Origin of the sequence: Bradyrhizobium tropiciagri, from assembly GCF_001189845.1 — a bacterium.
GTDB classification, from domain to species: Bacteria; Pseudomonadota; Alphaproteobacteria; order Rhizobiales; family Xanthobacteraceae; genus Bradyrhizobium; species Bradyrhizobium tropiciagri.
The window spans coordinates 49974-75914 of record NZ_LFLZ01000019.1 but is presented as its reverse complement, the minus strand read 5'-3'; the positions used below and the strand labels follow the sequence as shown (position 1 = coordinate 75914).

At 66.1% G+C, this 25941-nt stretch carries 23 protein-coding genes, 1 pseudogene and 1 riboswitch; of the genes and pseudogenes, 8 read left to right on the top strand and 16 right to left on the bottom strand.

Annotated features, from left to right (window positions below):
* Positions 1-113: 113 nt before the first annotated feature.
* The gene (gene urtA, locus AKN84_RS17295) at positions 114-1376 is read right to left on the bottom strand and encodes an urea ABC transporter substrate-binding protein (RefSeq protein ID WP_050421882.1); all 1263 of its coding nucleotides are present in this window, start codon (positions 1374-1376) and stop codon (positions 114-116) included.
* Between the two features lie 169 nt (positions 1377-1545).
* Here urtA and AKN84_RS17290 point away from each other — a divergent pair, with 169 nt between their 5' ends.
* Positions 1546-4914, top strand: coding sequence for a hybrid sensor histidine kinase/response regulator (locus AKN84_RS17290; protein ID WP_050421881.1), 3369 nt, complete (start codon positions 1546-1548; stop codon positions 4912-4914).
* Entirely contained in the window at positions 4904-5830 is a 927-nt protein-coding gene (locus AKN84_RS17285; protein WP_050421880.1) for a response regulator, read from the top strand. The genes AKN84_RS17290 and AKN84_RS17285 overlap by 11 nt, the downstream gene beginning before the upstream one ends.
* Positions 5831-5838: 8 nt before the next feature.
* Here AKN84_RS17285 and AKN84_RS17280 read toward each other — a convergent pair whose 3' ends face one another.
* Positions 5839-6801, bottom strand: a complete 963-nt coding sequence (locus AKN84_RS17280; RefSeq protein ID WP_050421926.1) for an AraC family transcriptional regulator — start codon at positions 6799-6801, stop codon at positions 5839-5841.
* Positions 6802-6933: 132 nt separating this feature from the next.
* On the opposite strand from AKN84_RS17280, the gene AKN84_RS17275 reads away from it, so the two are divergent.
* From AKN84_RS17275 to AKN84_RS17265, 3 genes are all read left to right on the top strand, one after another.
* Entirely contained in the window at positions 6934-7470 is a 537-nt protein-coding gene (locus tag AKN84_RS17275; RefSeq protein WP_050421879.1) for a carboxymuconolactone decarboxylase family protein, read from the top strand.
* A gap of 35 nt (positions 7471-7505) precedes the next feature.
* Entirely contained in the window at positions 7506-8012 is a 507-nt protein-coding gene (locus AKN84_RS17270) for a YkgB family protein (protein ID WP_050421925.1), read from the top strand.
* 364 nt (positions 8013-8376) lie between these two features.
* Complete coding sequence (locus AKN84_RS17265) at positions 8377-8568, top strand: hypothetical protein (protein WP_050421878.1); 192 nt, start codon at positions 8377-8379, stop codon at positions 8566-8568.
* A gap of 128 nt (positions 8569-8696) precedes the next feature.
* Here the strand turns inward: AKN84_RS17265 and cobF are convergent, their stop codons facing one another.
* Genes cobF through AKN84_RS17235 form a run of 6 tightly spaced genes read right to left on the bottom strand, consistent with a single transcriptional unit; the run spans position 8697 to position 13826 of the window.
* Positions 8697-9446 carry a precorrin-6A synthase (deacetylating) gene (cobF, locus tag AKN84_RS17260; RefSeq protein ID WP_050421877.1) on the bottom strand — a complete coding sequence of 250 codons (750 nt, stop codon included), beginning with the start codon at positions 9444-9446 and terminating at the stop codon, positions 8697-8699.
* Between the two features lie 7 nt (positions 9447-9453).
* Positions 9454-10182 carry a uroporphyrinogen-III C-methyltransferase gene (gene cobA, locus AKN84_RS17255; RefSeq protein ID WP_050421876.1) on the bottom strand — a complete coding sequence of 243 codons (729 nt, stop codon included), beginning with the start codon at positions 10180-10182 and terminating at the stop codon, positions 9454-9456.
* The gene (locus tag AKN84_RS17250) at positions 10179-11489 is read right to left on the bottom strand and encodes a cobyrinic acid a,c-diamide synthase CobB (protein WP_050421875.1); all 1311 of its coding nucleotides are present in this window, start codon (positions 11487-11489) and stop codon (positions 10179-10181) included. The genes cobA and AKN84_RS17250 overlap by 4 nt, the downstream gene beginning before the upstream one ends.
* Positions 11486-12283 carry a precorrin-4 C(11)-methyltransferase gene (gene cobM / locus AKN84_RS17245; protein WP_050421874.1) on the bottom strand — a complete coding sequence of 266 codons (798 nt, stop codon included), beginning with the start codon at positions 12281-12283 and terminating at the stop codon, positions 11486-11488. The genes AKN84_RS17250 and cobM overlap by 4 nt, the downstream gene beginning before the upstream one ends.
* A complete protein-coding gene (locus tag AKN84_RS17240) occupies positions 12280-12648 on the bottom strand; it encodes a cobalamin biosynthesis protein (RefSeq protein WP_050421873.1) in 369 nt (122 codons plus the stop codon). The genes cobM and AKN84_RS17240 overlap by 4 nt, the downstream gene beginning before the upstream one ends.
* Positions 12645-13826 (bottom strand): bifunctional cobalt-precorrin-7 (C(5))-methyltransferase/cobalt-precorrin-6B (C(15))-methyltransferase, encoded by a 1182-nt coding sequence (locus tag AKN84_RS17235; protein ID WP_050421872.1) that lies wholly within the window; start codon positions 13824-13826, stop codon positions 12645-12647. The genes AKN84_RS17240 and AKN84_RS17235 overlap by 4 nt, the downstream gene beginning before the upstream one ends.
* Between AKN84_RS17235 and AKN84_RS17230 the strand changes: the two genes are divergently transcribed.
* Positions 13825-14574 (top strand): cobalt-precorrin-6A reductase, encoded by a 750-nt coding sequence (locus AKN84_RS17230; RefSeq protein ID WP_050421871.1) that lies wholly within the window; start codon positions 13825-13827, stop codon positions 14572-14574. The two genes, AKN84_RS17235 and AKN84_RS17230, sit on opposite strands and share 2 nt — an antisense overlap.
* Here the strand turns inward: AKN84_RS17230 and cobJ are convergent.
* The 7 genes from cobJ to AKN84_RS17195 are packed head-to-tail and all read right to left on the bottom strand — an operon-like array spanning position 14550 to position 22457.
* Complete coding sequence (cobJ, locus tag AKN84_RS17225) at positions 14550-15284, bottom strand: precorrin-3B C(17)-methyltransferase (protein WP_050421870.1); 735 nt, start codon at positions 15282-15284, stop codon at positions 14550-14552. The two genes, AKN84_RS17230 and cobJ, sit on opposite strands and share 25 nt — an antisense overlap.
* Positions 15281-16012 (bottom strand): precorrin-2 C(20)-methyltransferase, encoded by a 732-nt coding sequence (locus AKN84_RS17220; RefSeq protein WP_050421869.1) that lies wholly within the window; start codon positions 16010-16012, stop codon positions 15281-15283. Before AKN84_RS17220 ends, cobJ begins: the two co-directional genes overlap by 4 nt.
* 2 nt (positions 16013-16014) lie before the next feature.
* Positions 16015-16644 (bottom strand): precorrin-8X methylmutase, encoded by a 630-nt coding sequence (locus AKN84_RS17215; RefSeq protein ID WP_050421868.1) that lies wholly within the window; start codon positions 16642-16644, stop codon positions 16015-16017.
* Positions 16644-17807 carry a precorrin-3B synthase gene (gene cobG, locus AKN84_RS17210; RefSeq protein WP_050421867.1) on the bottom strand — a complete coding sequence of 388 codons (1164 nt, stop codon included), beginning with the start codon at positions 17805-17807 and terminating at the stop codon, positions 16644-16646. Before cobG ends, AKN84_RS17215 begins: the two co-directional genes overlap by 1 nt.
* Positions 17804-21052 carry a cobaltochelatase subunit CobN gene (gene cobN / locus AKN84_RS17205; RefSeq protein ID WP_050421866.1) on the bottom strand — a complete coding sequence of 1083 codons (3249 nt, stop codon included), beginning with the start codon at positions 21050-21052 and terminating at the stop codon, positions 17804-17806. Before cobN ends, cobG begins: the two co-directional genes overlap by 4 nt.
* Positions 21052-22086, bottom strand: coding sequence for a cobalamin biosynthesis protein CobW (gene cobW, locus AKN84_RS17200; protein WP_050421865.1), 1035 nt, complete (start codon positions 22084-22086; stop codon positions 21052-21054). The genes cobN and cobW overlap by 1 nt, the downstream gene beginning before the upstream one ends.
* A complete protein-coding gene (locus AKN84_RS17195) occupies positions 22083-22457 on the bottom strand; it encodes a DUF1636 family protein (RefSeq protein ID WP_050421864.1) in 375 nt (124 codons plus the stop codon). Before AKN84_RS17195 ends, cobW begins: the two co-directional genes overlap by 4 nt.
* A 93-nt stretch (positions 22458-22550) precedes the next feature.
* A riboswitch (cobalamin riboswitch) is annotated at positions 22551-22761 on the bottom strand.
* Positions 22762-22797: 36 nt separating this feature from the next.
* Between AKN84_RS17195 and cobO the strand changes: the two are divergent.
* Positions 22798-23450, top strand: a pseudogene (cobO, locus tag AKN84_RS17190) (cob(I)yrinic acid a,c-diamide adenosyltransferase).
* An 11-nt stretch (positions 23451-23461) separates the two neighbouring features.
* Entirely contained in the window at positions 23462-24910 is a 1449-nt protein-coding gene (locus tag AKN84_RS17185) for a cobyric acid synthase (RefSeq protein ID WP_050421863.1), read from the top strand.
* Positions 24911-24964: 54 nt separating this feature from the next.
* Here the strand turns inward: AKN84_RS17185 and cobD are convergent, their stop codons facing one another.
* Positions 24965-25930: a threonine-phosphate decarboxylase CobD gene (gene cobD / locus AKN84_RS17180; RefSeq protein WP_050421924.1), complete on the bottom strand. Its 966-nt coding sequence runs from the start codon at positions 25928-25930 to the stop codon at positions 24965-24967.
* Between the last annotated feature and the right edge of the window lie 11 nt (positions 25931-25941).

The following is a 25941-nucleotide window of genomic DNA, read 5'->3' as shown; positions in this document are numbered from 1 at the left end:
TCCAGTCCAAAGGGCCAACGCCGCCACAAAGCGGCGCCCGATCGGCGGCGTGGGCGATGAGGTCCACGCCGCGATGCGTTTGAAGTGAGGTTGCGCGGTTTACGCGAACGAACTCACTGGTAGCCCTTGGGGAACGGATCCGGCTCGACGAGATCTGCGGTCTCGTAGATCAGCTCATACTGGCCGTCGGCCTTGGCGCGTCCGACGCGGGTCTTCGACCACAGATGATGGTTCTCGTGGATCCGGACGTAGCCTTCCGGAGCGCCCTTGAACTCGACACCGGGCGACGCCGCCGCGATCTTGTCGATGTCGAAGCTCTGCGCCTTCTCGACCGTCAATTTCCACAGCCACGGGCCGAGATAGGCGGCCTGGGTGACGTCGCCGATCACGGTCTTCTCGCCCCACATCTTCTTGAATGCGGGCACGAAGGCCTTGTTGTTCGGATTGTCGAGCGACTGGAAATACTTCATGCAGGCATAGGCGCCCGCGATGTTCTCGCCGCCGATGCCGTCGATTTCGTCCTCGGTGACCGAGATCGTGAGCAGCGCCTGCTTGGACAGGTCGATGCCGGCCGCCTTGAGCTGCTTGTAGAACGCGACGTTCGAGCCGCCGACGATGATGGCGTAGATCACGTCCGGCTTGGTCAGCTTGATCTTGTTGATGACCGAGTTGAACTGGGTCGAGCCGAGCGGGAAGTACTCCTCGCCGACCACCTTGCAGCCCTGCAGATGGTTCTCGATGTGCTTGCGTGCGATCTTGTTCGAGGTGCGCGGCCAGATGTAGTCCGAGCCGAGCAGATAGAAGCTCTTGGCGCCCTTGGTCTTGTTGACCCAGTCGAGGCCGGCGATGATCTGCTGCGTCGCCTCCTGGCCGGTGTAGATCACGTTCTTGGACTGCTCGAGGCCTTCATAGAAGGTCGGGTAGTACAGCATGCCGTTGTACTGCTCGAACACCGGCAGCACCGCTTTGCGCGAGGCCGAGGTCCAGCAGCCCATCACCGCCGCGCATTTGTCGTTGACCAGGAGCTTCTTGGCCTTTTCGGCGAAGGTCGGCCAGTCGCTGGCGCCGTCTTCCTGGATGAACTTGATCTTGCGGCCGAGCACGCCGCCGGCGGCGTTGATCTGCTCGATCGCGAGCTTCTCGGCCTCGACCGAGCCGGTCTCGGAGATCGCCATGGTGCCGGTGACGGAATGCAGGATACCGACCGTGACTTCGCTATCGGTGACTGCAAGGCCGGTTGTGTTGACCGCGGAGGTTGCAGGAACGTCGGCAAATGCCGGACGGCCCAGCATCGAGACGGCCGGCAATGCCGCCATTCCCATCAAGAGCTTGCGCCGGAGCGGAGACTTCAGGCCTGGTTTGGTTTCGTCTGACATGAGCACCCCATCTGGTTCGAGAACGCTTATTGATGAGGCGAGGATTGCTTACTTTTGTGCAGCGCACTGATACGTGAGATCGCGTATACTGCACCGCAAAATAGCGACGTAGGTTTTTGGTACGGGATTTGCCCGCGATCAGCGCATCGTGGACCAGGAGTAAGAACGAGTGGCAGGGCGACAGCGGATAGACCGCGTCAGGCGCCAATACAATCAATGGGTCGCCAACCAGACGCTGGAAGACTACGCGCTGCGCTTCACCGCCAAGAGCGCGCGGCGCTGGTCCGCCGCCCGCGTCGCCAACACCGCGCTCGGCGCGATCTCCTTCCTCGCGCTGGAGGCGATCGGCGGAACCATCACGCTGAACTACGGCGCGATGAACGCCTCCGCCGCGATCCTGGTCGTCAGCGTCATCATCTTCCTGTGCGGACTGCCGATCGCCTACCATGCGGCGAAGAGCGGCATCGACATCGACCTGCTGACCCGCGGCGCCGGCTTCGGCTATATCGGCTCGACCATCACATCGCTGATCTACGCCTCCTTCACCTTCATCTTCTTCGCGATCGAGGCAGTGATCCTGGCCAGCGCGCTCGACATGTGCTTCGGCATCCCGCGGCCGATCGGCTATCTGATCAGCGCGGTCGTGATCATTCCGCTCGTGATCTACGGCATCACGCTGATCAGCCGCTTCCAGCTCTGGACCCAGCCGCTGTGGATCATCCTCCACATCATGCCGTTCGCGGCGATCGCCTGGGCCAATCCGCATTCGTTCACCGAGTGGCGCAAATTCGCCGGCGAGCACGGCGATCCCGCAGGGAATCTCGACCTGCTGCTGTTCGGCACCGCAGCCTCCGTCGTGTTCGCGCTGGTGGCGCAGATCGGCGAGCAAGTCGACTTCCTGCGCTTCCTGCCGCGCGACCGCCGCACCTCGCGCAAGGCCTGGTGGATCGCGTTGCTGAGCGCCGGCCCCGGCTGGATCGTGCTCGGCGCGCTCAAGCTGCTGGCCGGTTCGTTCCTGGCCTTTTTCGCGCTCAGTCACGGCGTCTCGGCCGAACACGCGGCCGAGCCCGCCAACATGTACCTCGAGGCCTTCCGCTACGTGCTGTCGCAGCCGGATCTTGCGATGGCGCTGACCGGGACGTTCGTGATCCTGTCGCAGGTCAAGATCAACGTCACCAACGCCTATGCTGGCTCGATCGCCTGGTCGAACTTCTTCTCCCGCCTGACCCATTCGCATCCCGGCCGCGTGGTGTGGCTAGTGTTCAACGTCGTCGTCGCGCTGCTGCTGATGGAGATCGGCGTCTACAAGGCGCTGGAGCAGACGCTGGCGCTCTACTCCAACGTCGCGATCGCCTGGGTCGGCGCGCTGGTGGCCGATCTCGTCATCAACAAGCCGCTCGGCCTGCGGCCGCAGCACATCGAGTTCAAGCGCGCCCATCTCTGCGACATCAATCCGGTCGGCGTCGGCGCCATGACGATCGCGACCGTAGTCTCGATCAGCGCGTTCTACGGCCTGTTCGGGCCCACCGCAAAGGCGCTCTCCGCCTTCGTCGCACTCGCGGTCGCCTTCATCACCGCTCCCCTGATTGCCTGGGCGACCGACGGCAAGTACTACATCGCCCGCAAGCCGAAACGGAGCTGGCAGAACATTGAATCGATCCAGTGCTGTATCTGCGAGCACGCGTTCGAGCCCGAAGACATGGCCGCCTGCCCCGCCTATGCCGGCCCGATCTGCTCCCTATGCTGCTCGCTCGACGCGCGCTGCCACGACCTCTGCAAGCCGCATGGCCGGATCGGCGCGCAGGTCGCGGACGCGCTGGGCAAGGTGATGCCACAGCCGATCTACGCCCGCATCAACTCGCAGCTCGGCCATTACCTCGGCGTGTTCGCGGTCTCGGCCGGCCTCGTCGCGCTGGTGCTCGGCTTGATCTATCTGCAGACCACGGCGGCGGTGCATGCCAACGAGCTATTGGCCGACGTGCTGTGGAAGGTGTTCTTTGCGCTGACCCTGATCATCGGCGTCGTCGCCTGGCTGTTCGTGCTGGCGCAGCAGAGCCGGCGCGCCGCCGAAGACGAAACCCGCCGGCAGACCACGCTGCTGATCCAGGAGATCGACGCCCACAAGCGTACCGATGCCGAACTGCAGCGCGCCAAGGAGGTGGCGGAGTCCGCCAATCTTGCCAAGAGCCGCTACGTGGTCGGCCTCAGCCACGAGCTCCGCTCGCCGCTCAATGCGATCTCCGGCTACGCGCAGCTGCTGGAGCAGGACGATAGCCTGCAGGTGCGACCGCGCGAGCAGGTGCGCGTGGTCCGGCGCAGCGCCGACCATTTGTCGGGCCTGATCGACGGCATTCTCGATATCTCCAAGATCGAGGCCGGCCGTCTCTATCTGTCGCGCGACGAAGTGCGGCTGAACGACTTCCTGGAGCAGTTGGTCGGCATGTTCCGCCTGCAAGCCGCAGCAAAAGGCATCGACTTCGTGTTCAAACGGCCGGCCGTGCTGCCGGTCGTGGTTTACGCCGACGAGAAGCGGCTGCGGCAGATTCTGATCAACCTGCTCTCGAATGCGATCAAGTTCACGCAATCCGGCCAGGTGCAGTTCGTGGTGCATTACCGCAGCCCGGTAGCCGAGTTCGAGGTGATCGATACCGGACCGGGCATCCAGCCGGACGACCTCGAGCGGATATTCGCCCCGTTCGAGCGCGGCGCGCTCGGCGTCACCCAGCCGCAGACCGGCACCGGGCTTGGCCTCACCATCAGCCGACTGCTCGCGGGCGTGATGGGCGGCGACATCAAGGTGTTGAGCACGGTCGGCACCGGCAGCACCTTCAAGGTCAAGCTGCTGCTGTCCGAGGTCACCAATCCGCGCCGCGATGCGCCGGTCGACGCTCCCGTGTACGGCTATCACGGCCCGCGCAAGACGATCCTGATTACCGACGACGACCCGACCCACCGCGACCTCCTGCGCGAGATCCTGGCGCCGCTCGGCTTCATCCTGCTCAGCGCACCGGATGGACCGGGCTGCCTCGCGCTCGCGCAGCATTGCCGTCCGGACATGTTCCTGCTCGACATCTCGATGGCCGGCATGGACGGCTGGACCGTCGCCGAAACCCTGCGCTCCGAAGGCCATCACCAGGCGCGCATCCTGATGATCTCGGCAAGCGCACTGGAAGCCCATGGCGCGCCGCTGGCGCAACCCTTCCACGACGGCTATCTGATGAAGCCGATCGACATCCCGCGGCTGCTCGAGACCATCCGCCAACTGCTCAAGATCGAGTGGCAGTATGAGGCCGAGCAGGCGCCGCCTCCGCAGTGGAGGCCCGACAGCGGTTCGCGCCCGCCGGTGAAATATGTCGAAGAGCTGATCAGCCTCGGCCAGCTCGGCTATGTCAGGGCAATCCAGCTCAAGCTCGACGAGATCGATCATGAGTGTCCCGAACATGCCGATTTCGTCGGCCAGATGCGCGCGCTGATCGACCGGTTCGATCTCGATCAATATATGGCGACATTGAAGACATTGCACAGCTATGACCATTGAACAGAGAAAGCGCGACGTCGCGCTCGTCGTCGACGACTCGCCCGAGACGTTGCGCCTGCTCACCGACGCGCTCGACGGCGCGGGGATGACGGTGATGGTCGCGCTCGACGGGGCGTCTGCGATGCGCATCGTCGACCAGATCACGCCCGATATCGTGCTACTCGACGCCGTGATGCCCGGCATGGACGGCTTCGAGACCTGCAAGCGGCTGAAGCGCGATGCCGGGCTCGACGGCGTCCCGATCATCTTCATGACGGGGCTGGCCGAAACCGAACACATCGTGCGCGGGCTGGAGGCCGGCGGCGTCGACTACGTCACCAAGCCGATCGTGGTCGAGGAGATGCTGGCACGGATCCGGGTTCATCTCGCCAATGCGCGGATGACGCAAAGCGCCCGCGCCGCGCTCGACGTCTCCGGCCGCTATCTGCTCGCGGTCAACAGCGCAGGCGCACTGCTGTGGGCGACGCCGCAGGCGCAGCGGCTGCTGTCGGATACGCTCGCCGATGCCGCTGACAATTTCATGCTGCCGGAGCCGATGCCGCAATGGCTCGAGCAGGCGCAGAAAGGTGCGGCGGGAAAGAAGACTGCGACCGTGGCTTCCTTCCCCGGCAATGAGCAGCTGCGATTGCAATATATGGGCAAGCTTGGTCCGAACGAATTCCTGCTGCGGCTCGCCAAGGATACCAGCGGCGACATGCCGGCCGAGTTCTCCAGCGAGCTCGGCCTGACCACCCGCGAAGGCGAGGTGCTGTCCTGGCTCTCCAAGGGCAAGACCAACCGCGACATCGCGCAGATCCTGGGCCTCAGCCCGCGCACCGTCGACAAGCATCTCGAGCAGATCTACGCCAAGCTCGGCGTCGAGAACCGCACCGCCGCCGCCGCGATCGCGGTCAACGCAAGGCATCGCAAGTCGTAGCGTCCGGATCAACTGGTGCGGGCAGGCTCCAACGACACGTCCTGCTCCGGCGGCTGCGCTTTTCGCCACTGCGCCGGGGTTACGCCCATGTGGCTCTTGAAGGCCCGCTGAAAGGCGGCCTCGGACTGGTAGCCGACGGTCTCGGCAACGGCGCCGGTCGAAAGCGATGAACTCCGCAACTCGTTCGCCGCAAGCGTCATCCTGATATCGGTGAGCAGATCGCTGGCCGATCGCCCGAGCTTGTCCTGGAACTGCCGGGCCAGCGTCGCGCGCGACATGTTACAGAGACGCGCGAGCTCCGGCAGCGACCATGCGCGTGCGGGCTCGTTGAACATTGCGGCCACCGCCGGCGCAAGGCGAGGATCACCGGCCAGCGCAAGCAGACCGCGTGACGTGGCGTCGCTCTCGCTCGCGAGCCGCAGTACCAGCGCAAACATCGCCGTGGACAGCGCGTTGAGCATGGCGCGCCCGCCGAGATGATCGTCCGCGGTTTCGCCGCGCATGAGCGACACAAGTCCGGCGAGCTGTGCGGCCGTCCCCTTTCCGATCCGCGGACCGGCATGCACGACAAGACGCGGCGGAAGGTAGCTGCTCAACAGACGGTCGTGCGGGGGTGCAATCGCGAAGTGTCCGCACAGCAGATCGAGCCGTTCGTCCGAACCCAGGTTTTCGCTGATCGTGAAATTCTGCGCCGTCCGGTTGCGCGGCGACAGCGGTGCCGCTCCGCTGCCGTCATGCATCACGTGTCGCGGGTTGCCCGGCAGCAGAAGAATGTCGCCGGTCTTCAGCAGCAGCGGCCGACCATCCGCGGGATCGTCCAGGATCGCCGAGCCGGCCAGCACCGCATGATAGGGGATCTCGTTGGTCGCGCCCGGACCCTGCTCGATACGCCAAGGGACGCTGTAGCTGCAGCGAATATCGAGCCGCCCGCGCACCGGCATCATCTCGAACAGCCGGCTGAGCCAATCCATGGCCGATCCTCCCTCGAGAGGCTTCATGAGACGATCGAGCATATAATCGAGATATATGAACATTCAATGTCTCAGAGCTCACTCCTATTGTCCACTCGCAATCGTTCACCAACCCCAACAAGGAGTGTGACCATGTCCCGTCTCTCAGTCCCCAATCTCGAAACCGACACCGGCCCGTCGGGCCAGATCTACGCCCAGATCAAGAAGGCGGCCGGCAGCGTCCCGAATGCTTATGCCGCCATCGCCGCCCACGGCCCGGCCGCGCTCAAGGCGATGGTCGCCGCCGATGCAGTGCTCACCGGCGGCAGCCTGTCCAAGCGTGATCGGGAGATCATCAAGCTTGTGATCAGCGCCGTTGGCGGCTGCGACTACTGTGTCGCCGCGCATTCTCACTTCGCCAAGCTCGCCGGCGTGAAGGTCGACGCGCTGAAGCAGATCCGCGACGGCGAGCCGACCGGCGATGCCAAGTACGATGTGCTGATCAATTTCGTTCGCAAGCTCGCGCAATCGAGCGGCACCGTCAGCGACGAGGACTTCGCCGCGATCAAGGCCGCCGGCTACAGCGATGCGCAACTGGTCGAGATCAGCCTGGCGTTCGCGACCATCGTCTTCACCAACGTCTTCAACCGCATCAACGACACCGACATCGACTTCCCCGCGGTCGCATGACGCAGCCGAGTCAGTCAAATGGAAGGATCGCGATCATGACCACGCTTTCCAGCACCACGCAAAATCCGCTTGTCCGCGCGCTCGACAGGTCCGGCCTGCTCGCGGAGGATCTCGACTACCACGTCGTCCGGGCCGCGATGGTGATCATGTTCCTGTTCTTCGGTTACCAGAAATGGTTTCCGTACGAATTCGAACGGCTGGTCCCGTTCATCAGCAACGGGCCGCTGATCTGGTGGCTGTATCCCCTGTTCGGTCACGCCGGGGCCAGCTATTTCCTCGGCGCCTCGGAATGGACATTCGGGTCGCTGCTGCTCGCAGGCTTCTGGAGCAAGCGGCTCGGCATTCTCGGCGCGCTCGGCTCGACCGGTACGTTCATCGCGACGGTCACCATCATCCCGTTCATGCCGGATGGCTGGGACGTTGCGGCGGGAGGCTTCCCCGCGATGACCGGCAACGTGCCCTTCCTGATGAAGGACGTCGTTCTGCTCGCGGTGTCGCTCTATTTGCTGCGGCAGGATGTGGTTCGCCTGACGCGGCAGTAGGTGGCATCCGCCGATGGCGATGGATCGCCGGCGAACCCTGCGTTCGCCGGCGATCACGCGTTGCCGAGCGGAATGAGCAGGCGCAGCATCTGCCCCGAGCGCCGCAACATGGCAGCCAATATCGCCGCGCAAATCCGATCGCCTATCGCCCTTTAAGGCCACGCCGTAACCCATTGCCGAATTTGCGAAATGCATTGAAATTGACCACCCGTTCAGCGCGATCGCTCGCGCAGCCTCCCGCTCGACGCGGACGCATCCTTTATTCCCATGCAGGAATGATCCGTAGTTCTCCCCCCGTGAACATAGTTCCGCCGCGCAGACTGCGCTAAAGAAGGACCGCCGGTGTTGTTCTGGGGTTAAGTTGATGAAGAAGGACGACGTCACGTGTCCGCGCTGCGGGGCCGGATTCCGACGCCTTGAGCTGGCATCCGGATCAGCAAGCAAGGGCGAGTATCGCTGCCCCGTCTGCGAGACGACACTCGAGCAGTTTGACGGTGACAAGCTCGTCGCCTACCGCCTGACCATCCAACCGTCGATTCGCGGGCTGAAGACCTAAAGCGCGATGAGATTGGGTTGAATCGTCATCGCGCTTTAGCCTTTTGCCTGCGCATGATCTTTTCGGAAAACCGCTTCGCACTTTTCCGGATCATGCTCTAGCAGCGCCCGCTACAGGCAATCTCTGGATCACGACCTCCGCTTCAGGACATAGCTGTCCATGATCCAGCCGTGCTGTTCGCGCGCCTCCCGGCGCACCGCGACGATGCGAGGGCCGACCTCCGCGAGCTCCCCCGCCATGATGATCTGATCCGGCATGCCAAGATAGGCGCCCCACCAGATCCTTAAGCCGGCAGGATCGAGCGTCTGGAAGGCAGCGCCGCCGTCGAGCATCACGACAACGGTATCGACACCGGCCGGCCAGCCGCCCTCGCGCAGCCGCCGGCCCGTCGTGACCAGGAACGGCTCGCCGATCTCGTTGAGCGGCAGCGCATGCGCCGCGCACAGCGCCTGGATCGACGTGATGCCCGGGATCACATCGATCGACGGCAGCGGATCGAGCCGTTGCGCAATCCGCAGGCTTGAATCGTAGAGCGAGGGATCGCCCCAGATCAGCAAGGCGACGCGCCCGTCGCCGCCGAGATGCCGTGCGATTTGCTCCGACCAACTCGCGGCCACCGCATCGTGCCAATCGTCCACGCCCTTGCGATAGTCCTCCTCGCCGGCGTCGCGCACCGGCAGGTCGAACTCGGCAATGCGCGTGCTGTCGTTGCTCGACGCCTCCGCGCAGATCGTCCGGCGCAATTCGGCGAGGTCCGACTTCGCCGTCCCCTTGCGCGGGATCAGGATCAGATCGGCGGCATTGATCGCGGCCGTTGCAGCGAGCGTGAGCTGCCGGGGGTCGCCGCAACCGATACCGATCAGGGACAGCGTCAACATGGCCGCATCACTTTTCTTCCGGTGCCAGCGCGCCGAACAGAATAATGGAAGCCGCCGTGGCAGCGCCGGCATGCGCGAGCTGTTCGGCCAGCCCTGCGATCGTGGTCCGATGAAGCTGCTCGTCGGCATGACCGAGGGACTCCGCCAGCAGCGCCGGCGTGTCGGGGGCGAGACCATGCGCGATCAGCCCTGCGGCCAGAGCCGGGAACGTGCGCCGCCCCATATAGACCACGGTGGTCGCTTCCGGATCGGCCAACGCCGCCCAATTCAGATCCGCAGGCAACCCGCCGGTGACATCGGCGCCGGTCACGAACTGGACCCGGCGCGAGGTCAGCCGTCGCGTCAGCGGAATGCCGGCCTGCGCGGCGGCAACCGAGGCCGAAGTCACGCCGGGAATGATCTCGTAGCCGATGCCGGCAGCGCGCAGCGCCTCGATCTCCTCTTCGAGGCGCCCAAAGATGCCGGCATCGCCGGATTTCAGCCGCACCACCCGCACGCCCGCCGCCGCGTAGTCGACCAGCAACCGGCTGACATGATGCTGCTTCGCCGAGAGGCGCCCGGCGCGTTTGCCGACCGCGACAAGATTGGCGCCGGCGCGCGCGAGATCGAGGATCGCGCCCGAAGCGAGATCGTCGTACAGCACCACGTCGGCCTCGCGCAGCCGCGCCGCTCCCTTCATGGTCAGGAGTTCGGGATCGCCGGGACCAGCCGAGACGAAGGAGACGAACCCGCTCATCGGTCCTCCGCAATCAGGTGGAAGAATGTCCCCGTTGCGTTAGCTCGCCGCGATCCGGTTTCCGCAACGATCGCGCCGGTCGCATCGCGCACCACCGCGAGTGGCGTATCGGGCTGCGCGATGATCGTCGAATAGTGAAACTCGTGACCGCGCAGCCGCGCGCCTGGACCGTGCCGTGGCATCGGTGCGGCAAGCTCGGCGAGCCGGTAGCCGAGATGCATGCGACGCTTGGCATAGCTCGTCTCGAGGCCGAGCAGCCCCGCCATCTCGTGGCGTGCGCCTTCGGCATCGGTGAGCACTGTGCCCAGCACCATGTAGCCGCCGCACTCGCCATGCACCAGCTTTGTTTCGGCGAAGGCGCGCAACCCGCCGAGGAATCGCCTGTTGGCGGCAAGACGGCCGGCATGCAGTTCAGGGTAGCCACCGGGCAACCAACACACATCGGCATCAGCGTCGGGACCTTCGTCGGCAAGCGGCGAGAACGTCACGATCTCTGCGCCGGCCCCGCGCCAGGCTTCCACCATATGCGGGTAGACGAAGGAGAATGCGGCATCGCGCGCGAGCGCGATGCGCTGGCCGGGCGGCGCGATGTTGAGGCTGCGCGCGGTCGGTTGCGGCGACCAGACCGGGGCCGATTGCAGCACGGCATCGAGATCGACATGCGCAGCGACGAAGCGTGCGGCCTCGTCGATCAGGCCGTCAATCTGAGACTGCTCTTCGGCCTGCACCAGGCCGAGATGACGCTTCGGCAAGGCGATCTCGGCGTGGCGCGGCAGCGCACCCAGCACGGCAATGCCCGCCCCCGCCATGGCATCGCGCACCAGCGCTTCGTGGCGCGCGCTGGCGACACGGTTGAGAACGACACCCGCCAGCCGCACGCCGGCGCGAAAATCGCGCAGTCCCGCTGCGATCGCCGCCGCCGTCTGGGCCTGGCCGGAGGGGTCGATCACCAGCAGCACCGGCCATCCCATCATCTCGGCGATGTCGGCAGTGGCGCCGGTGCCGGAGACGCCGCGCGCGGCGACGCCGTCGAACAATCCCATCGAGCCTTCGGCCAGCACGAGATCGGCATCGGCGCCGCGGCCTGCCAGAGATGCGATCGCACCTGAAGCCATCGCCCAGCTATCGACGTTGACGGAGGCGCGTCCGGTCGCCACCGCATGAAAGGCAGGATCGATGTAGTCGGGTCCGCTCTTCAGGCATTGCACCTTCAAACCGCGACTGCGATAGGCGCGCGCTAACGCGAGGGTCAGCGTCGTCTTGCCGACGCCCGACGCGGGTGCCGAGATCACGAGCCCCGCGGTCATTGCGATGATTCCGGCGATGGTTCCGGAAAGCGCGGCGCCGCACCGACCGGGCGGTAGCGACGATCATAGTCGGCGGCGTAGAGACGGCTCTCTGCGAAGTCGCCGGCGCCGAGCGTCTTGCCGACCAGGATCAGCGCGGTCCGTTCGAGCTCCGGTCCGATCGCGGCGTCGAGCGTCGCGAGCGTGGCGCGCACGATGCGTTGGTCCGGCCAGCTCGCGCGCCAGACGATGGCCACCGGGCAGTCCGTACCATAATGCGGCGTGAGCTCGGCGATGACCTTGTCGAGCAGATGGATCGAGAGATGGATCGCGAGCACCGCGCCGGTCGCAGCAAACGCCGCGAGCGTCTCACCATCAGGCATCGCGCTCGCCCGCCCCGGCGTGCGCGTCAGCACCACCGATTGCGCAAGGCCTGGCAGCGTGAGCTCAGCCTCCAGTGCCGCCGCGGCCGCAGAGAAAGCGGGCACGCCGGGCGTCACCGAATACGGAATCTGCAACGCGCGCAACCGGCGCAGCTGCTCGCCCATCGCCGACCAGATCGCGAGATCGCCCGAATGCAGCCGCGCGACGTCCCTACCGGCCGCATGCGCCGCCGCGATCTCGGCGATGATCTCGTCGAGCGACATCGATGCCGTGTTGACGATGCGCGCATCCTTTGGGCAATGCGCCAGCACGCCTGAAGGCACCAGCGATCCGGCATAGAGGCAGACCGGACACGAGGCGATGAGATCGCGTCCGCGCAAGGTCAGAAGATCGGCGGCGCCTGGCCCTGCGCCGATGAAATGCACCATCATCCACCGTCTCCTTCCGCGATCGCGGCGGTCGCCATCCGATCCTGCGAGACGCGTCGAGCTGAAGTCAGGCGCGCGCCTCGTCCCGCTGCCGCGAGCGCCGCGGCTTCAGCGACGGAGCCGGTGCCGAACCTGACAGCGATTTGTTCTGACTGCGTCATCGTTTCGATCTCCGCCAACATCTCGGCGGGAATCCCGCGGATCGGCAACCCCAATTCCTGTGCCAGCGCTTTCAATGCCACCGCATCCGCCTTGTCACTCACCGTGGCAACCGCCGCAAGGCCTTCGGAGCCGCCGGCGGCATTGAGGGCTTCGCGCAAGGATGCGACGCTGGCCTTGCTCGTGAATCCCAGACCGGCGACCTTCATCTGATCACGCTCCATTGCACGATCGGCCGCGCGGCCTTCCAGGAACGATAGCGGCCCAGCGGCTCGGCCTGCGCGATCTCGAGGCGCATCAGTTCGCCGCCATGGCGCCGGTGCAGATCGGAGAGTAGCGCCTCGGTTTCCAGGGTCACCGCGTGCGCCACCAGCCGCACTCCCTGCGCGATCCGCGACCAGAGCGCATCGAACATATCGGCATCGAGGCCGCCCCCGATGAATACGGCATCGGGTGCCGCGAGATCCGACAGGATGCCGGGCGCCTCGCCCTCGATGACGGTGATCCGGTGGCTCAGGCCGAAGCTCGTGGCATTGCTGCGGATATTGGCGGTGCGTTCGCCGCGCGCCTCGACCGCGATCGCCGTTCCGCCGCAGAGCGCCCATTCGATCGAGATCGAGCCGGAGCCGGCGCCGATATCCCACAGTCGCTCACCGGCCCGCGGCGAAAGCGCCGACAGCGCAAGCGCACGGACCGGCCGCTTTGTGAGCTGCCCGTCATGCACAAACAATGCGTCGGGAAGACCCGAACTGCGCGCAAGTCCTTGCGCTCCCCTCGCCTCCAGCGCGACCGCGACCAGGGTATGACCCGAATCGCCCGCATAGGAGTCGGCGCGATGCTGCGTGATGGATTCAGGCGGGCCGCCCAGCGCGGACAGCGTCCACATCGCCGACGGTCCCCAGCCACGCTCCGTGAGCCAGCGCGCGAGATCGGAAGCCGCTCTGCCGTCGCGCACCAGGCAGATGATCCGTGCATCGCGCGAAAGATGCGGCAGCAGCCGTTCGAACGGCGCGGCATGAAGGCCGAGGCAGACGACATTCTCGAGCCGCCAACCCAGACGCGCCGCGGCCAGCGAGAACGTCGACGGCGCGGAATGCGCGATCCACTCTCTGGCCTGCAGTTTCTCGACAAGGGTTCCACCGGCGCCGTGCCAGAACGGATCGCCCGAGGCGAGCACCACGGTCGGACGACCGCGGCATTGAAGCACGATGTCGGCATCGAACGGCACCGGCCAGGCGCGGCCCCGGTCGGTGATGCCGGCCAGCGCAAGATGGCGTTCACCGCCGAAAACCACCTCCGCTTCATCAAGCGCCTTTCGGCTTGCGTCCGACAGCCCCGCAAGGCCATCTTCGCCGATGCCGATGATGGTCAACCAGGGATTACCCATGATACGCGCCCTGATCCTGGGCGGAACGGCCGACGCCAATTTGCTTGCCGCTGCGATCGCGCGCGCGGGCATCGACGCGATCTATTCCTATGGCGGCCGCACCGCTGCTCCTGCCGAACAACCTCTGCCGACCCGCATCGGCGGCTTCGGCGGCATCAGCGGTCTTGCCGACTATCTGCGGGGCGAAGGCATCTCGCATGTGATCGACGCGACGCATCCCTTCGCGGCCGACATGAGCCGCAACGCGATCGCCGCCTGTGCGCAAACCGCGACGCCGTTGCTCGCGCTCGAACGCGCGCCCTGGGAGAGGACCCCCGGCGACCGCTGGATCGAGGTCGCGGACGTCGCAGCCGCGGTCGCGGCCTTGCCGGAGCGCCGTGCCAATGTGTTTCTCGCAATCGGCCGCCAGCATATCGCACCGTTCGGTGCCCGGCCGCAGCATGCCTATACGTTGCGCTTCGTGGACCCACCAGGTGAAACGCTGCCATTGCCCGATGCCGACGTCATCGTCTCGCGCGGACCGTTCACGCTCGAGGCCGAGATCGAGATGATGCGCGCGCGCGCCTTTGAATGGATCGTCGCACGCAACTCCGGCGGCACCGGCGCACGCGCGAAGATCGACGCCGCCCGCACCGTCGGCCTTCCTGTCATCATGATCACGCGGCCGACGCTGCCCGATAGGCCGCGGGCCGAAAGCGTGAGCGCGGTGATGGAGTGGCTCGGTCATCGGACCTGCCTCGGCGCGTAGACCCATCGGCCGACCCGGCGCGTCGCCGAATTGCCGACGATCACGAGCGTCCGCATGTCGGCCATCTCGGGCCGCGCGTCGCGCAGCTCGACCGTTTCGATTCGCTGGTCTGATGTAGAGACGGCGCGCGCGAAGATCACGATCCGCTCGCCACAGCCTGCCTCGCGCAAGATATCGAGCGCACGGCTAAAACCTTCCGGCCGGCTCGCCGAGCGCGGATTGTACATCGCGATCGCGAAGTCTGCTTCGGCAGCGAGCCGTAGGCGCTTCTCGATCAGCGACCATGGCTTGAGATTGTCGGACAGGTTGATCGCGCAGAAATCATGGCCGAGCGGCGCGCCGACGCTCGCCGCAGCCGCCAGCATCGCGGTAACACCAGGCAGAACGCGAATAGAGAGGTCGTGCCATTGCGGCGCATCCTCGAGCGCTTCAAATACGGCGGATGCCATCGCGAACACCCCGGGATCGCCCGAGGACACCACGACGACCTGTCGCCCCTCGGCCGCCAGCCGCAGCGCCTCGGAGGCGCGCTGTAACTCGACGCGATTATCCGAGGGATGCAGCGTCAGCCGAGCGCGCGGCGGCACACGCGAAACATAGGGTGCATAGCCGATGATGTCGGTCGCCGCCGCGAGTGCAGCTGTGACTTCCGGCGTGACCAGCGCCTCGTCGCCCGGCCCCAATCCCGCGATGGTCAGCGTGCCGGTCATTGCACCGCCTCCCTGCGTCGCCCCTGCCCGTGCACCAGCACGATCGCAAAATACGGACAATCGGCCTCGGCGAGATCCGCGAGGCGGGTGACCCGTTGATCCGGCATGGTGCCGCGCTCGACCAGCCACGCATCGTCGAGACGGCCCGCGGCAGCGAGCGCGCGGCGGATCTTCGGAAGATTGCGGCCGGTCTTCATCACGATCAGCGCATCGGAACTGCGCATCCGCTGTACGAGTTCAGGCTCCGGCAGCGTGCCCATCAGGACGGTGGTGACATCGTCGGCAAGTGCAATCGGCTCGCCGACCGCATTCCAGCAGCCGACCATGCCGGGAATGCCGGCAATCACCTCGATCTCGACCCGGCCCTGCAAGCGCGCATGCAGATGCATGAACGAGCCATAAAAATAGGGATCGCCCTCGCACAGCACGACAACGTCGATCTCGCGCGCAAGCCGGGCCAGCCGCTCGGCCCATGCATCGTAGAAATCGGCCAGCAGCCGCGCGTATTCGGGATTGTCGAACGCAATCTCCGTGGTGACCGGGTACTCCATCGGATATTCGCTGACGTCATCCGCGAGCATGCCTTTGACGATGCGGCGCGCCTGCCCGAGCTGCCCCTTCTTGCGGAAGAAGGCGACGTGCTTCGCGGCACGCACCATGCGGTCGGCGCGCACGCTCATCAGGTCCGGATCGCCAGGGCCGAGCCCGCAGCAGATGATGCGTCCCATCGCTATTCGCTCCGGCTCGCCAGCGCATTGACGGCCGCGACCGTAATCGCCGAGCCGCCGAGACGTCCGTCGACCGTCAGCGCCGGCACCGGCGGTTCAGCCATCAATGCCGCCTTGGACTCGGCGGCGCCGACGAAGCCGACCGGGCAGCCGATGATCGCTGCCGGACGTGGACAGTCGGCATCCTCCAGCATGTTGAGAAGGTGAAACAGCGCCGTCGGCGCGTTACCGATCGCGACGATGGCGCCGGCCAGATGCGGCCTCCACAGCTCCAGCGCGGCGGCCGAGCGCGTGTTGCGCATCGATTGCGCGAGCGCAGGAACCGCCGGATCACCGAGCGTGCAGATGACTTCGTTGCGGGCCGGCAGCCGCGCGCGCGTAATTCCCTCCGACACCATGCGCGCGTCGCAGAGGATCGGCGCGCCCCCCTGCAAGGCTGCTCGCGCGCGCGCGGCCATGCCGGGCGTGAAGCGAATATGGGCCTCAAGGCCCACCATGCCCGCGGCATGGATCATGCGCACCACCACCGGCTCTTCGTCGGGCGTGAAGCGGGCAAGGTCAGCCTCGGAGCGGATGGTGGCAAAGGACTGGCGATAGATCGCCGCGCCATCGGTCTCATAGACGTGCGGCATCAATGGCCTCCCGTCAGCACGGAGGGATTTGCGATGATGCCGGCACCGGTCAGCCCGCGCAGGACAGGTGCATCCCGCACCGTGCCATGACGGATCAGATCAAAGCCTTCGTGCGTGGCCACGAGGGTGACATCGGCAGAGCCGGAATGGGCGCAGCCCTTGGCGCAACCGGAGACGTGAAGCCGAGCATCGGGTGGGATATGCCGTGCGAGCGCCGTTGCCAGCGTGCGCGTATCGGCATGCGCCTCGCCGCAGCGCGGCGCGCCGCTGCAGGCGATCACGCGGAGCGCCGGATCGTCGGCGTCGGTGACGAGGTCCGCCCCACGGGGCATCTCATGCATTCCCTCCGCCAGCACCATCCGCCAAGGCGTCATGCGAAGCGCTTGCGCGCACGTGGCAAGATGGCTGAGCGTCTGGTGCGGCATCTGCCCGAAGGCCACGCCAACCATCGCGCCGGCCGGAGTGAGGCCGGGACCAGGGTTTGCCGATCGAGCCACGGGCTCGGCGTCGCCGCAAAGAGCCTCGGGAAGGCTCGCGCCGCCGGCCAGATGCGCCGCCATTCGTCGCTTCTCACTCCTGGCGCCGCCGGAGGTTACGAACCATTCCGCCAACGCCAGCGCGACCTGCACGGCCTCGCGCCGCGTGACGGGGAGCCCGAGCTGGGCGCCATCGGCGCGCACCAGCAAGCCTCCGTTGCGATCGCGTTCGATCCTGATATCCGCAGACGCGCCGGCCAGTACCCGCTCGTTGCCATCATCGATCGCGAAACCGAACTTGGTCGGAAGATCGAGCGACGCGCAGGCGAGCGCGCGCTCAAGCTCGGCCGCAAGCGAGCGTGTATCGTCAGCGGTGGTCCAGAACGGCGTCACCAGAATGTTGCGCTGCGCCTCGGTTTCCGAATCAGCGTCCAGTAATTCGAGCTCGGCAAGCCCCTCGATCAAGGCGGGATAACCGACTTCGCTGACGCCGCGGATCTGGAGATTGGCGCGGCTGGTCAGATCGATCAGGCCGTTGCCATGACGCGCCGCCAGCTCTGCGATTCCTGCCGCCTGCATCGCGTCCAGCCGCCCGCCGCGCGGGCGAATGCGCACCACGAGGCCATCGCCCGACTGCATCGGCCGCAGCGCGCCGGGACACCAGCCCTTGATCGCGATCGCGCTCATAAGGCCTCCTGCAGCGCGGCCGCGATCGAATTGCGCCGCGTCTGCCAAAGCGAGGCGTCATGCAGCCGAGCGAAGCAGGTTTCGATCGCCGCCAGCGCCGCCGGGTTCTCCCGCGCCATGAAGCCCCGAACCTCGTCATTGCCGAGCGTCGCGTCGTAATAGAGATCGAACAGATGCGGTGGCACCGCACCGGCAAGATGCGCGAACGCTGCCATATGCTCCAGCGTCGCCGTGATCTCGGCGGCTCCGCGGAAGCCGTGGCGCATCATGCCCGCGATCCATGCCGGATTGGCGGCACGTGCCCGCACCACGCGCGAGATCTCCTCGGTCAGCGATCGCGCATGCGGCTGATCCGGCCGCGTTGCATCGAGGTGATAGAGCGCCGGGGCCTTTGCGCCGAGGTGTTGGGCCGCCGCTGCAATGCCCGCTTCATGCGCGGCGTAGTCCGCCGCCAGTAGCAGATCAGTCTCCGGTAAATCCTGGGTATGAACAAAACTGTCGGCCGAGGCGAGCCTGGCTTCGATACCGGCGCGATCGGACCGGATCTCGCCGTCGGACGCAATCGCCCAGGATGACGCCGACAGCCAGGCTTCGCCCGCCGCCTCGCGCGCCTCCGCCGTGAAGACATCCGGAATCGACGCGATGCCGGCGCCATAATGCCCGGGGCGCGGACCGAACACGCGCGCGATGCGCTGCCGATAGGGATTCTCGTCCGCCTCGTCGCTGCGTTCGGACAACGTCTCCGTCGCAGCTTCGAACAATTGAGCAAGTCCCGAAAAGACGTCGCGGAACAACCCCGACACGCGCAGCGTGACGTCGATGCGGTGACGGCCGAGTTCTGCCGGCGCGATGATGTCGTAGCCCGACACCCGGCCCGATCCATGATCCCAGCGCGGCGCGATGCCGGCAAGATGCAGGGCCATCGCAAAGTCCTCGCCGGCGGTGCGCATCGTCGAGGATCCCCAGAGGTCCACGACCAGCCCTTTCGGCCAGTCGCCGTGATCCTGCAGATGACGGCGCAGCAGCTCTTCGGCGAGCTTCACGCCCTGCGCATGCGCCGACGGCGTCGGCACCGCGCGCGGGTCGACCGCAAACAGATTGCGCCCGGTCGGCAGCACGTCGCTGCGCCCGCGATAGGGCGAGCCCGACGGCCCCGGCGCCACGCGCCGGCCGGCGAGTGCGTCCCGCAAGGCTGCCTTCTCCGCATCGCCGCAAGCGCCCTGCCCGAACACATGCAGGCCATCGCCGAACTGGCTTTCCTTGAGATCGCAGACGAAACGGTCGATCTGCGGAATGGCCTCCGCCGCCGAGACCGACGCCGCGAGACCGAGATCGTCCTCCAGCCCGGCAATGCGCGCTTCCTCACGGATCGCGGCAATCAGCCGCCGCCGCCGCGCCGGATCAAGACCATCCGCGGTCGAATATTCATCGAGCAAACGCTCGAGCGGGCGCAACCGCTCCGGCACCGCAGACTGCGCCAGCGGCGGCGGCAGATGGCCGATCGTCACGGCACCGATCCGGCGCTTGGCCTGCGCCGCCTCGCCGGGGTCGTTGACGATGAAGGGATAGACAACAGGCAGATCGCCGATCAGCGCTTCCGGCCAGCACGCCGATGACAGCGCAACCGACTTGCCGGGCAACCATTCCAGCGTGCCATGCGCGCCCATATGGACGACGGCGTCGACGCCCTGCTGCCGGAGCCACAGGTAGAACGCGACATAGGCATGGCGCGGCGTGCGCGACAGATCGTGATAATCGGCGTCGCGATGACCGGCCTCACCGCGCTCGGGCTGAACGGCGATCACCGACTTGCCGCATTGGATCGCCGCGAAATGAAATGCACCGTCGCGGCAATCTGGATCATGCTCTGGGCCGCCCCAGGTGCGCACGAGCTCGTCCTGCAGCTGCTGCGGAAGGCTCGACATTGCCGCGCGATATTCTGCGATGCTCCATGCCAACTTCCGGTGCAAGAGCACATCGCCAAGCGACTTCACCGGCTCGATATCAAATCCGGCATCCGCGAGGTCAGCCAGCAACGCCTCGACCGAGGCAAGTGCATCGAGGCCGACGGCATGCGCGATTTGATGCGGGCGGCCCGGATAGTTCGAGAGCACGAGCGCAAGCTGCTTGTCTTGCGCCGGCTTGTCGGCAAGCCGCTGCCAGGCTGCGACGCGCGCGGCAATCGCCGCGACGCGCTCGGCGTCCGGCCGATGCGCAAGGTGCGCGAACTGCAGGTCGGGATCGCGTTCGCCGGCCGACTTGAAGCTCACGACGCCAGTGAACAGACGGCCGTCGACTTCCGGCAGCACCACATGCATCGCGAGGTCGCCGGGCGACAGGCCGCGCAGCGACTCTACCCAATCCTCGCGCCGCGCCGTGGACAGCGCGACCTGGAAAACCGGACACGACACGGCATCGAACGGCGTCGTGCCGTCGTCGCTGGCCGCCGAGAACGCGGTCGCGTTGACGATGGCGGCCGGCTGGCATTGCTCGAACTGAACGCGCAACCAGTCGGCAACGCCCGCCGCCTTCAGCGAGGTGACGAAGACACCGTGGGCATCAAAGCCCTTCGCGCGCAACGCATCGATCAATGCATCGACCGGTGCGGTGTCGCCGGCTGCGAGATAGGAGCGATAGAACGTCACCAGCGCCCGCGGCCGGCCATCCGGCGCCGGCGGCGATGCGACGGCGCCGCGACGGGAATCGTAGGCGCCGATCTCGGGCAGATCGATCTCACCGACCACAGGCCCGGCATAGAGTCCGGACGCCAGCGCCAGTTGCGCGATCACGGCCTGCGCGGCAACGGGGCCGCCCTTGTCGCACAACACTTTCAGACGGCGCAGCGTCGAGACCGGCAAGGTCGAGAATTCATCCAGCCGCAGATCGTCGCGGCCATCCGCCGGCAGCACCACCAGGGCGATGCCGCGCTCCTTCGCCAGCCGATGCACCGCTGACAGCCCGTAGGACCAATAGGGTTCGCCGCCGATCAGCCGCACCAAAATGCCGCGCGCGTGCGACAGCGTCCGCTCGATATAGGTATCGACCGACAGCGGATGGCGCAGCTCTGCGAGATTGGCGAGCCGCAGCGACGGCAATGCGGCACGGCCGCGCCGCCAGCCGGCCGCGAAGGCCGCAAGATCGCTGTCGGAAAACGACAACACCACGAGATCGGCCGGATCCTGGCCGAGGTCTCTTGGTGCCGCGGTCTCCTCAAGACCGCGGCTCTCGCGGAAGATGACGTGCATCAGACACCAAGCCGTGCCCTGATGGCGGCTTCATCGATGTCGCCATGTTCGCCGATCACGACGAGCTTCGACTGCCGCGGCCGCACGCCCCAGGGCATGTCGAACTGATGCCGCACCCGTTCGCCGACCGATTGCACCAGCAGGCGCATCGGCTTGCCTTCGACCGCAATATAGCCCTTGGCGCGCAGCACGTTCTGCTCGCGCGCCAGGCCCTTGATCGAGGCGACCAGCGCATCGATGTCGACAATCTCGGGAAGATCGATCACCACCGAATTGAAATCGTCGTGCTCGTGCTCTTCTTCGCCGTCGTGATGCGACGGCCGCGACGCGAGGTCATCCTCTGCCGCGGCGCCGAGGCCCAGGATCACGCGCGCGTCGATGGTGCCGTCGACGATGGGCAACATCGGCACCTCACGCGGCATTTCGGCCGCGATCACCTCCTTGGCCGCCTTGATCCCTTCCGCGCCGGCGAGATCGGCCTTGGTCAGCAGCACGATGTCGGCGCAGGCGATCTGGTCCTCGAACACTTCGGACAGCGGCGTCTCGTGATCGAGATTGTCGTCCGCGGCGCGCTGCGCGTCGACCGCGACCGGATCGGGCGCGAAGCGCCCGGCAGCGACGGCTTCCGCATCGGCCAGCGCGATCACGCCGTCGACGGTGATCCGCGAGCGAATCTCCGGCCAGTCGAACGCCTTGAGCAGCGGCTTCGGCAAAGCGAGGCCGGAGGTCTCGATCACGATGTGATCGGGCTTCACCGGGCGCGCGAGCAACTGCTCCATCGCCGGGATGAAATCGTCGGCGACGGTGCAGCAGATGCAGCCATTGGCGAGCTCGACGATGTTCTCGGTCGGGCAATTGGCGTCGGCGCAGGATTTCAGGATGTCGCCGTCGACACCTTCGCTGCCGAATTCGTTCACCAGCACCGCGAGCTTCTTGCCGTTGGCATTGCGGATCAGGTGCTGAATCAGCGTCGTCTTGCCGGACCCGAGAAAGCCGGTCACGACGGTAACCGGAACCTTGGCGAGTGTGGTCATTCTGCGGCCTCCGGCACGACGGGAAGAGGTGGGATGCGGGCAAGCGATTGCTTGCGGAAGATTTCGGGACGGCTGCGCCACGGCACGATGCCGTCAGGTGCCGCCGCATAAGCGGAGGCGCCGGCGATCACATCCCCGGCATTGGCTTCGGACAGGCGCCCATAGACATAGGACCACCGGCCGGGCGCGCTGAGCGCGACCGAGCAGCCCTGGCTGCAAGCCGACAGGCATTCGACAGGAACCAGATTGACATCGTCGGGCACGCCGGCCTCGACAAGCGCGGCATGCAGGCGCGCACCGGGCGCGGTCTCGCCTTCGCCCAGCGTCTGGCCGGCACGGCAAGTGATACAGACATGAAGTGTAACGCTCATCGTCCTTCCTGGATTAACAGCGGGAAGCGATGAGGCACACGAGCCTGATGTGGACAGGCTCGTTCCCCGTCGCGGAACACCCCGTCCGCCGGTCTCAACTTTGCTGCGTTGGCAGGTCTCCCGGCTTGCGGAGCAGGATTTCTCCCTTCGATCCCCGCCTTCCCGATCCCCTTGGGGAATCAGTGGCTTTGGGCATCTCTCCGGTCACGGTCGCGGGGGCGGCTGCTTTTCAGGCCCAACTTGAGCCCTATCGCATTCCCTCTTCGCCTGTCATAGGACAGGAACCAACGCGGGCCCACCATTCGTCCGCGGCTCGAACTTGTCAAGCCGAAGGAACGTGATGATTTCTGATGGAAACGAGGCCGACGACGAGGTCGTCAGCAGCGAGGCTTCGCTGGATGCGCGCCACGCGACCAAGATGGCGAAAAAGAAGGTCGCCCGCGACAAGATCATGGCGACCAAGAGCGGCGAAAAGGGTCTGGTCATCGTTCATACCGGCGCCGGCAAGGGAAAATCCTCCTCCGCCTTCGGCATGATCGTCCGCTGCGTGGCGCACGGCTTTCCCTGCGCGTGGTGCAGTTCATCAAGGGCGCCTGGGATACCGGCGAACGCCGCCTGCTCACCGGGCATTTCGGCGATCTCTGCCAATTCCACGCGATGGGCGAAGGCTTTACCTGGGAGACCCAGGACCGCGCCCGCGATATCGCGGCAGCGCAAGCCGGCTGGGAAAAGGCCAAGCAGCTGATATCAGACCCGAGCCTGCGCATGGTGGTGCTCGACGAGATCAACATCGCGCTGCGCTACGACTATCTCGCGGTCGCCGATGTCGTCGACTTCCTGACGACGTCGAAGCCGCCGATGACGCACGTCGTGCTCACCGGTCGCAACGCCAAGGAGGAGCTGATCGAGATCGCCGATCTCGTCACCGAAATGACATTGGTGAAGCATCCGTTCCGCTCCGGCATCAAGGCCCAGCCGGGCGTCGAATTCTGACAGACATCGCCATGGCGCGCGCATTGATGATCCAGGGTGCAGGCTCGGACGTGGGCAAGTCGCTCATCGTCGCGGGGCTTGCGCGCGCCGCCAGGCGACGCGGCCTGCGCGTGCTGCCGTTCAAGCCGCAGAACATGTCGAACAATGCGGCCGTGACCGTCGATGACGGCGAGATCGGGCGCGCGCAGGCGTTGCAGGCGCTCGCCGCCGGCGTCGAGCCGCACACCGACATGAACCCGGTGCTGCTGAAACCCGAAACCGATGTCGGCGCCCAGATCATCGTGCACGGCAAGCGGATCGCGACCGCCCGCGCGCGAGAATATGCCACCATGAAGCCACAGCTGATGGGCGCGGTGCTGGAGAGTTTTGGGCGGCTGAAAGAGCGCGCCGACCTGGTGTTGGTTGAAGGCGCCGGCAGCCCTGCCGAAGTCAACCTGCGCAAGGCCGATATCGCCAATATGGGCTTTGCGCGCCGGGCCGACGTGCCCGTGGTGCTGGTCGGCGACATCGACCGCGGCGGCGTGATCGCACAGCTCGTCGGCATCAAGACCGTGATCGATCCCGACGATGCCGCGATGATCCAGGGTTTTGTCATCAACAAATTCCGCGGTGATCCCTCGCTGTTCGATGATGGCTACAGGTTGATCGAAGACCGCACCGCCTGGCGCGGCTTTGGCGTGCTGCCCTGGTTCGCTCGCGCCGGCGAGTTACCTGCCGAAGACGCGCTCGGGGTCGGCGAGGCGCGCAAGCCCGGCCAATGCAAGATCGCGTTTCTGGCGCTGTCGCGGATCGCCAATTTCGACGATCTCGATCCGCTCAAACTCGAACCCGGCGTCGATCTGGTGATGGTGCGTCCGGGCGAAGCCATCCCCGGTGATGCCAGGCTCGTCATCCTGCCCGGCTCGAAATCGACCCGCGGCGATCTCGCCTTCCTGCGCGCGCAAGGCTGGGACATCGATCTGCTGGCGCATCATCGCCGCGGCGGCCATGTCCTCGGCCTGTGCGGCGGATACCAGATGCTCGGCGAGAGCGTGGCGGATCCCGATGGGATCGAGGGCCCCGCGGGCGAAACGCGCGGCCTCGGACTGCTCGATGTCACCACCACCATGACCGAGCAGAAGACGCTGACCCGCGTTAGCGCGATTCATGCCGCGACCCATCAGCCAATCAGCGCCTACGAAATCCATATCGGGCGCACCGACGGCCCGGATCGCGCCCGGCCGTTTTCAATGCTTGACGGCTTGCCGGAAGGTGCCATGTCGCGCGACGGGCATGTCCACGGCAGCTATCTGCACGGCCTGTTCAGCTCGGATGATTTCCGCAAGGCCTTCCTTGCGCAGCTCGATATCCCTGCGGCGGATCAGCCTTACGGCGCCAGGGTCGAGAGCGCGCTCGACGCACTTGCCGAGCACATCGAAGCCCATCTCGATGTCGACGGCCTGCTCGCGCTGGCGCGCTAAAGCGTTTTCGAGTGGAGTGGACACCGGTTCGCGTGAAGAAAATGCGTCAAAAAATCAACGCGACAACGCGGCGGAAAGGCGGGACCATTCGGCCTCTTTGCCCGGCAGACCGAGGCGCAGCCATCCCGGTTTTTGCTGGAAGACGCGCGACCAGATCCGTCCGCCGGCAAGCGTCTCCTGCGCGGCGAGCGCATCGCCGGTCTCGTAGAGCCGGAACAGCGGCGTGCCACCGACCAGCGTCCAGCCGCGCGATTGCGCCGCGACGTCGAGCTTGACGCAGTCGTCCGCCAACCGTGCGGTCGTTGCCCTCGCCCAATCGCGATCGAGCAAGGCCCGTCGCCCGATCGCGATCGCGGCCCCCGAAACCGGCCACGGGCCTACCGTCGCCGCAAGCGCGGCGATATCAGCTTCGCTGCCAATAGCGAAGCCGAGCCGCAAGCCGGCAAGCCCGTAAAACTTGCCGAATGAGCGCAGGATCACGAGCCCCGCGCGTCCTGCGTCTGCTGCAAGCGAGATGCCGGGTACGGCGTCCGCAAAACTCTCGTCGATGACGAGCCGGCCAACGCGCGGCAACAGCGCCAGCAGCTCGTCCCGATCATGGCGTCTTCCGTCGGGGTTGTTCGGATTGACGACGACGGCAACATCAGCTCCCGCAAGCGCCGCAAGCTCGGACACCTCGGCAACGTCCCAGCCCGCAGCCGACAACACGCCGGCATACTCATTATATGTGGGCGCCAGGATGCGCGCCTGCCCGCGCGACGCCAGACCAGGCAGCAACTGAATGGCGGTCTGCGCACCGCCCATCGCCACGATCGGCGCACTGGTAGCGTAAGCTCGCCGCGCCGCGTCGTGCAGGGATTCGATTTCGGATCGCGACGGCAACGCGCTCCATTGCCGCGGCTCCACGGCGACATCAGGATAGGGCACGCGATTGATCCCGGTCGACAGGTCGATCCAATCTTCCGCAGTGCCGCCGAAGCGTTGCTGGGCGACATCGAGATTCCCGCCGTGCTCACGCATCCGCCGCTCCT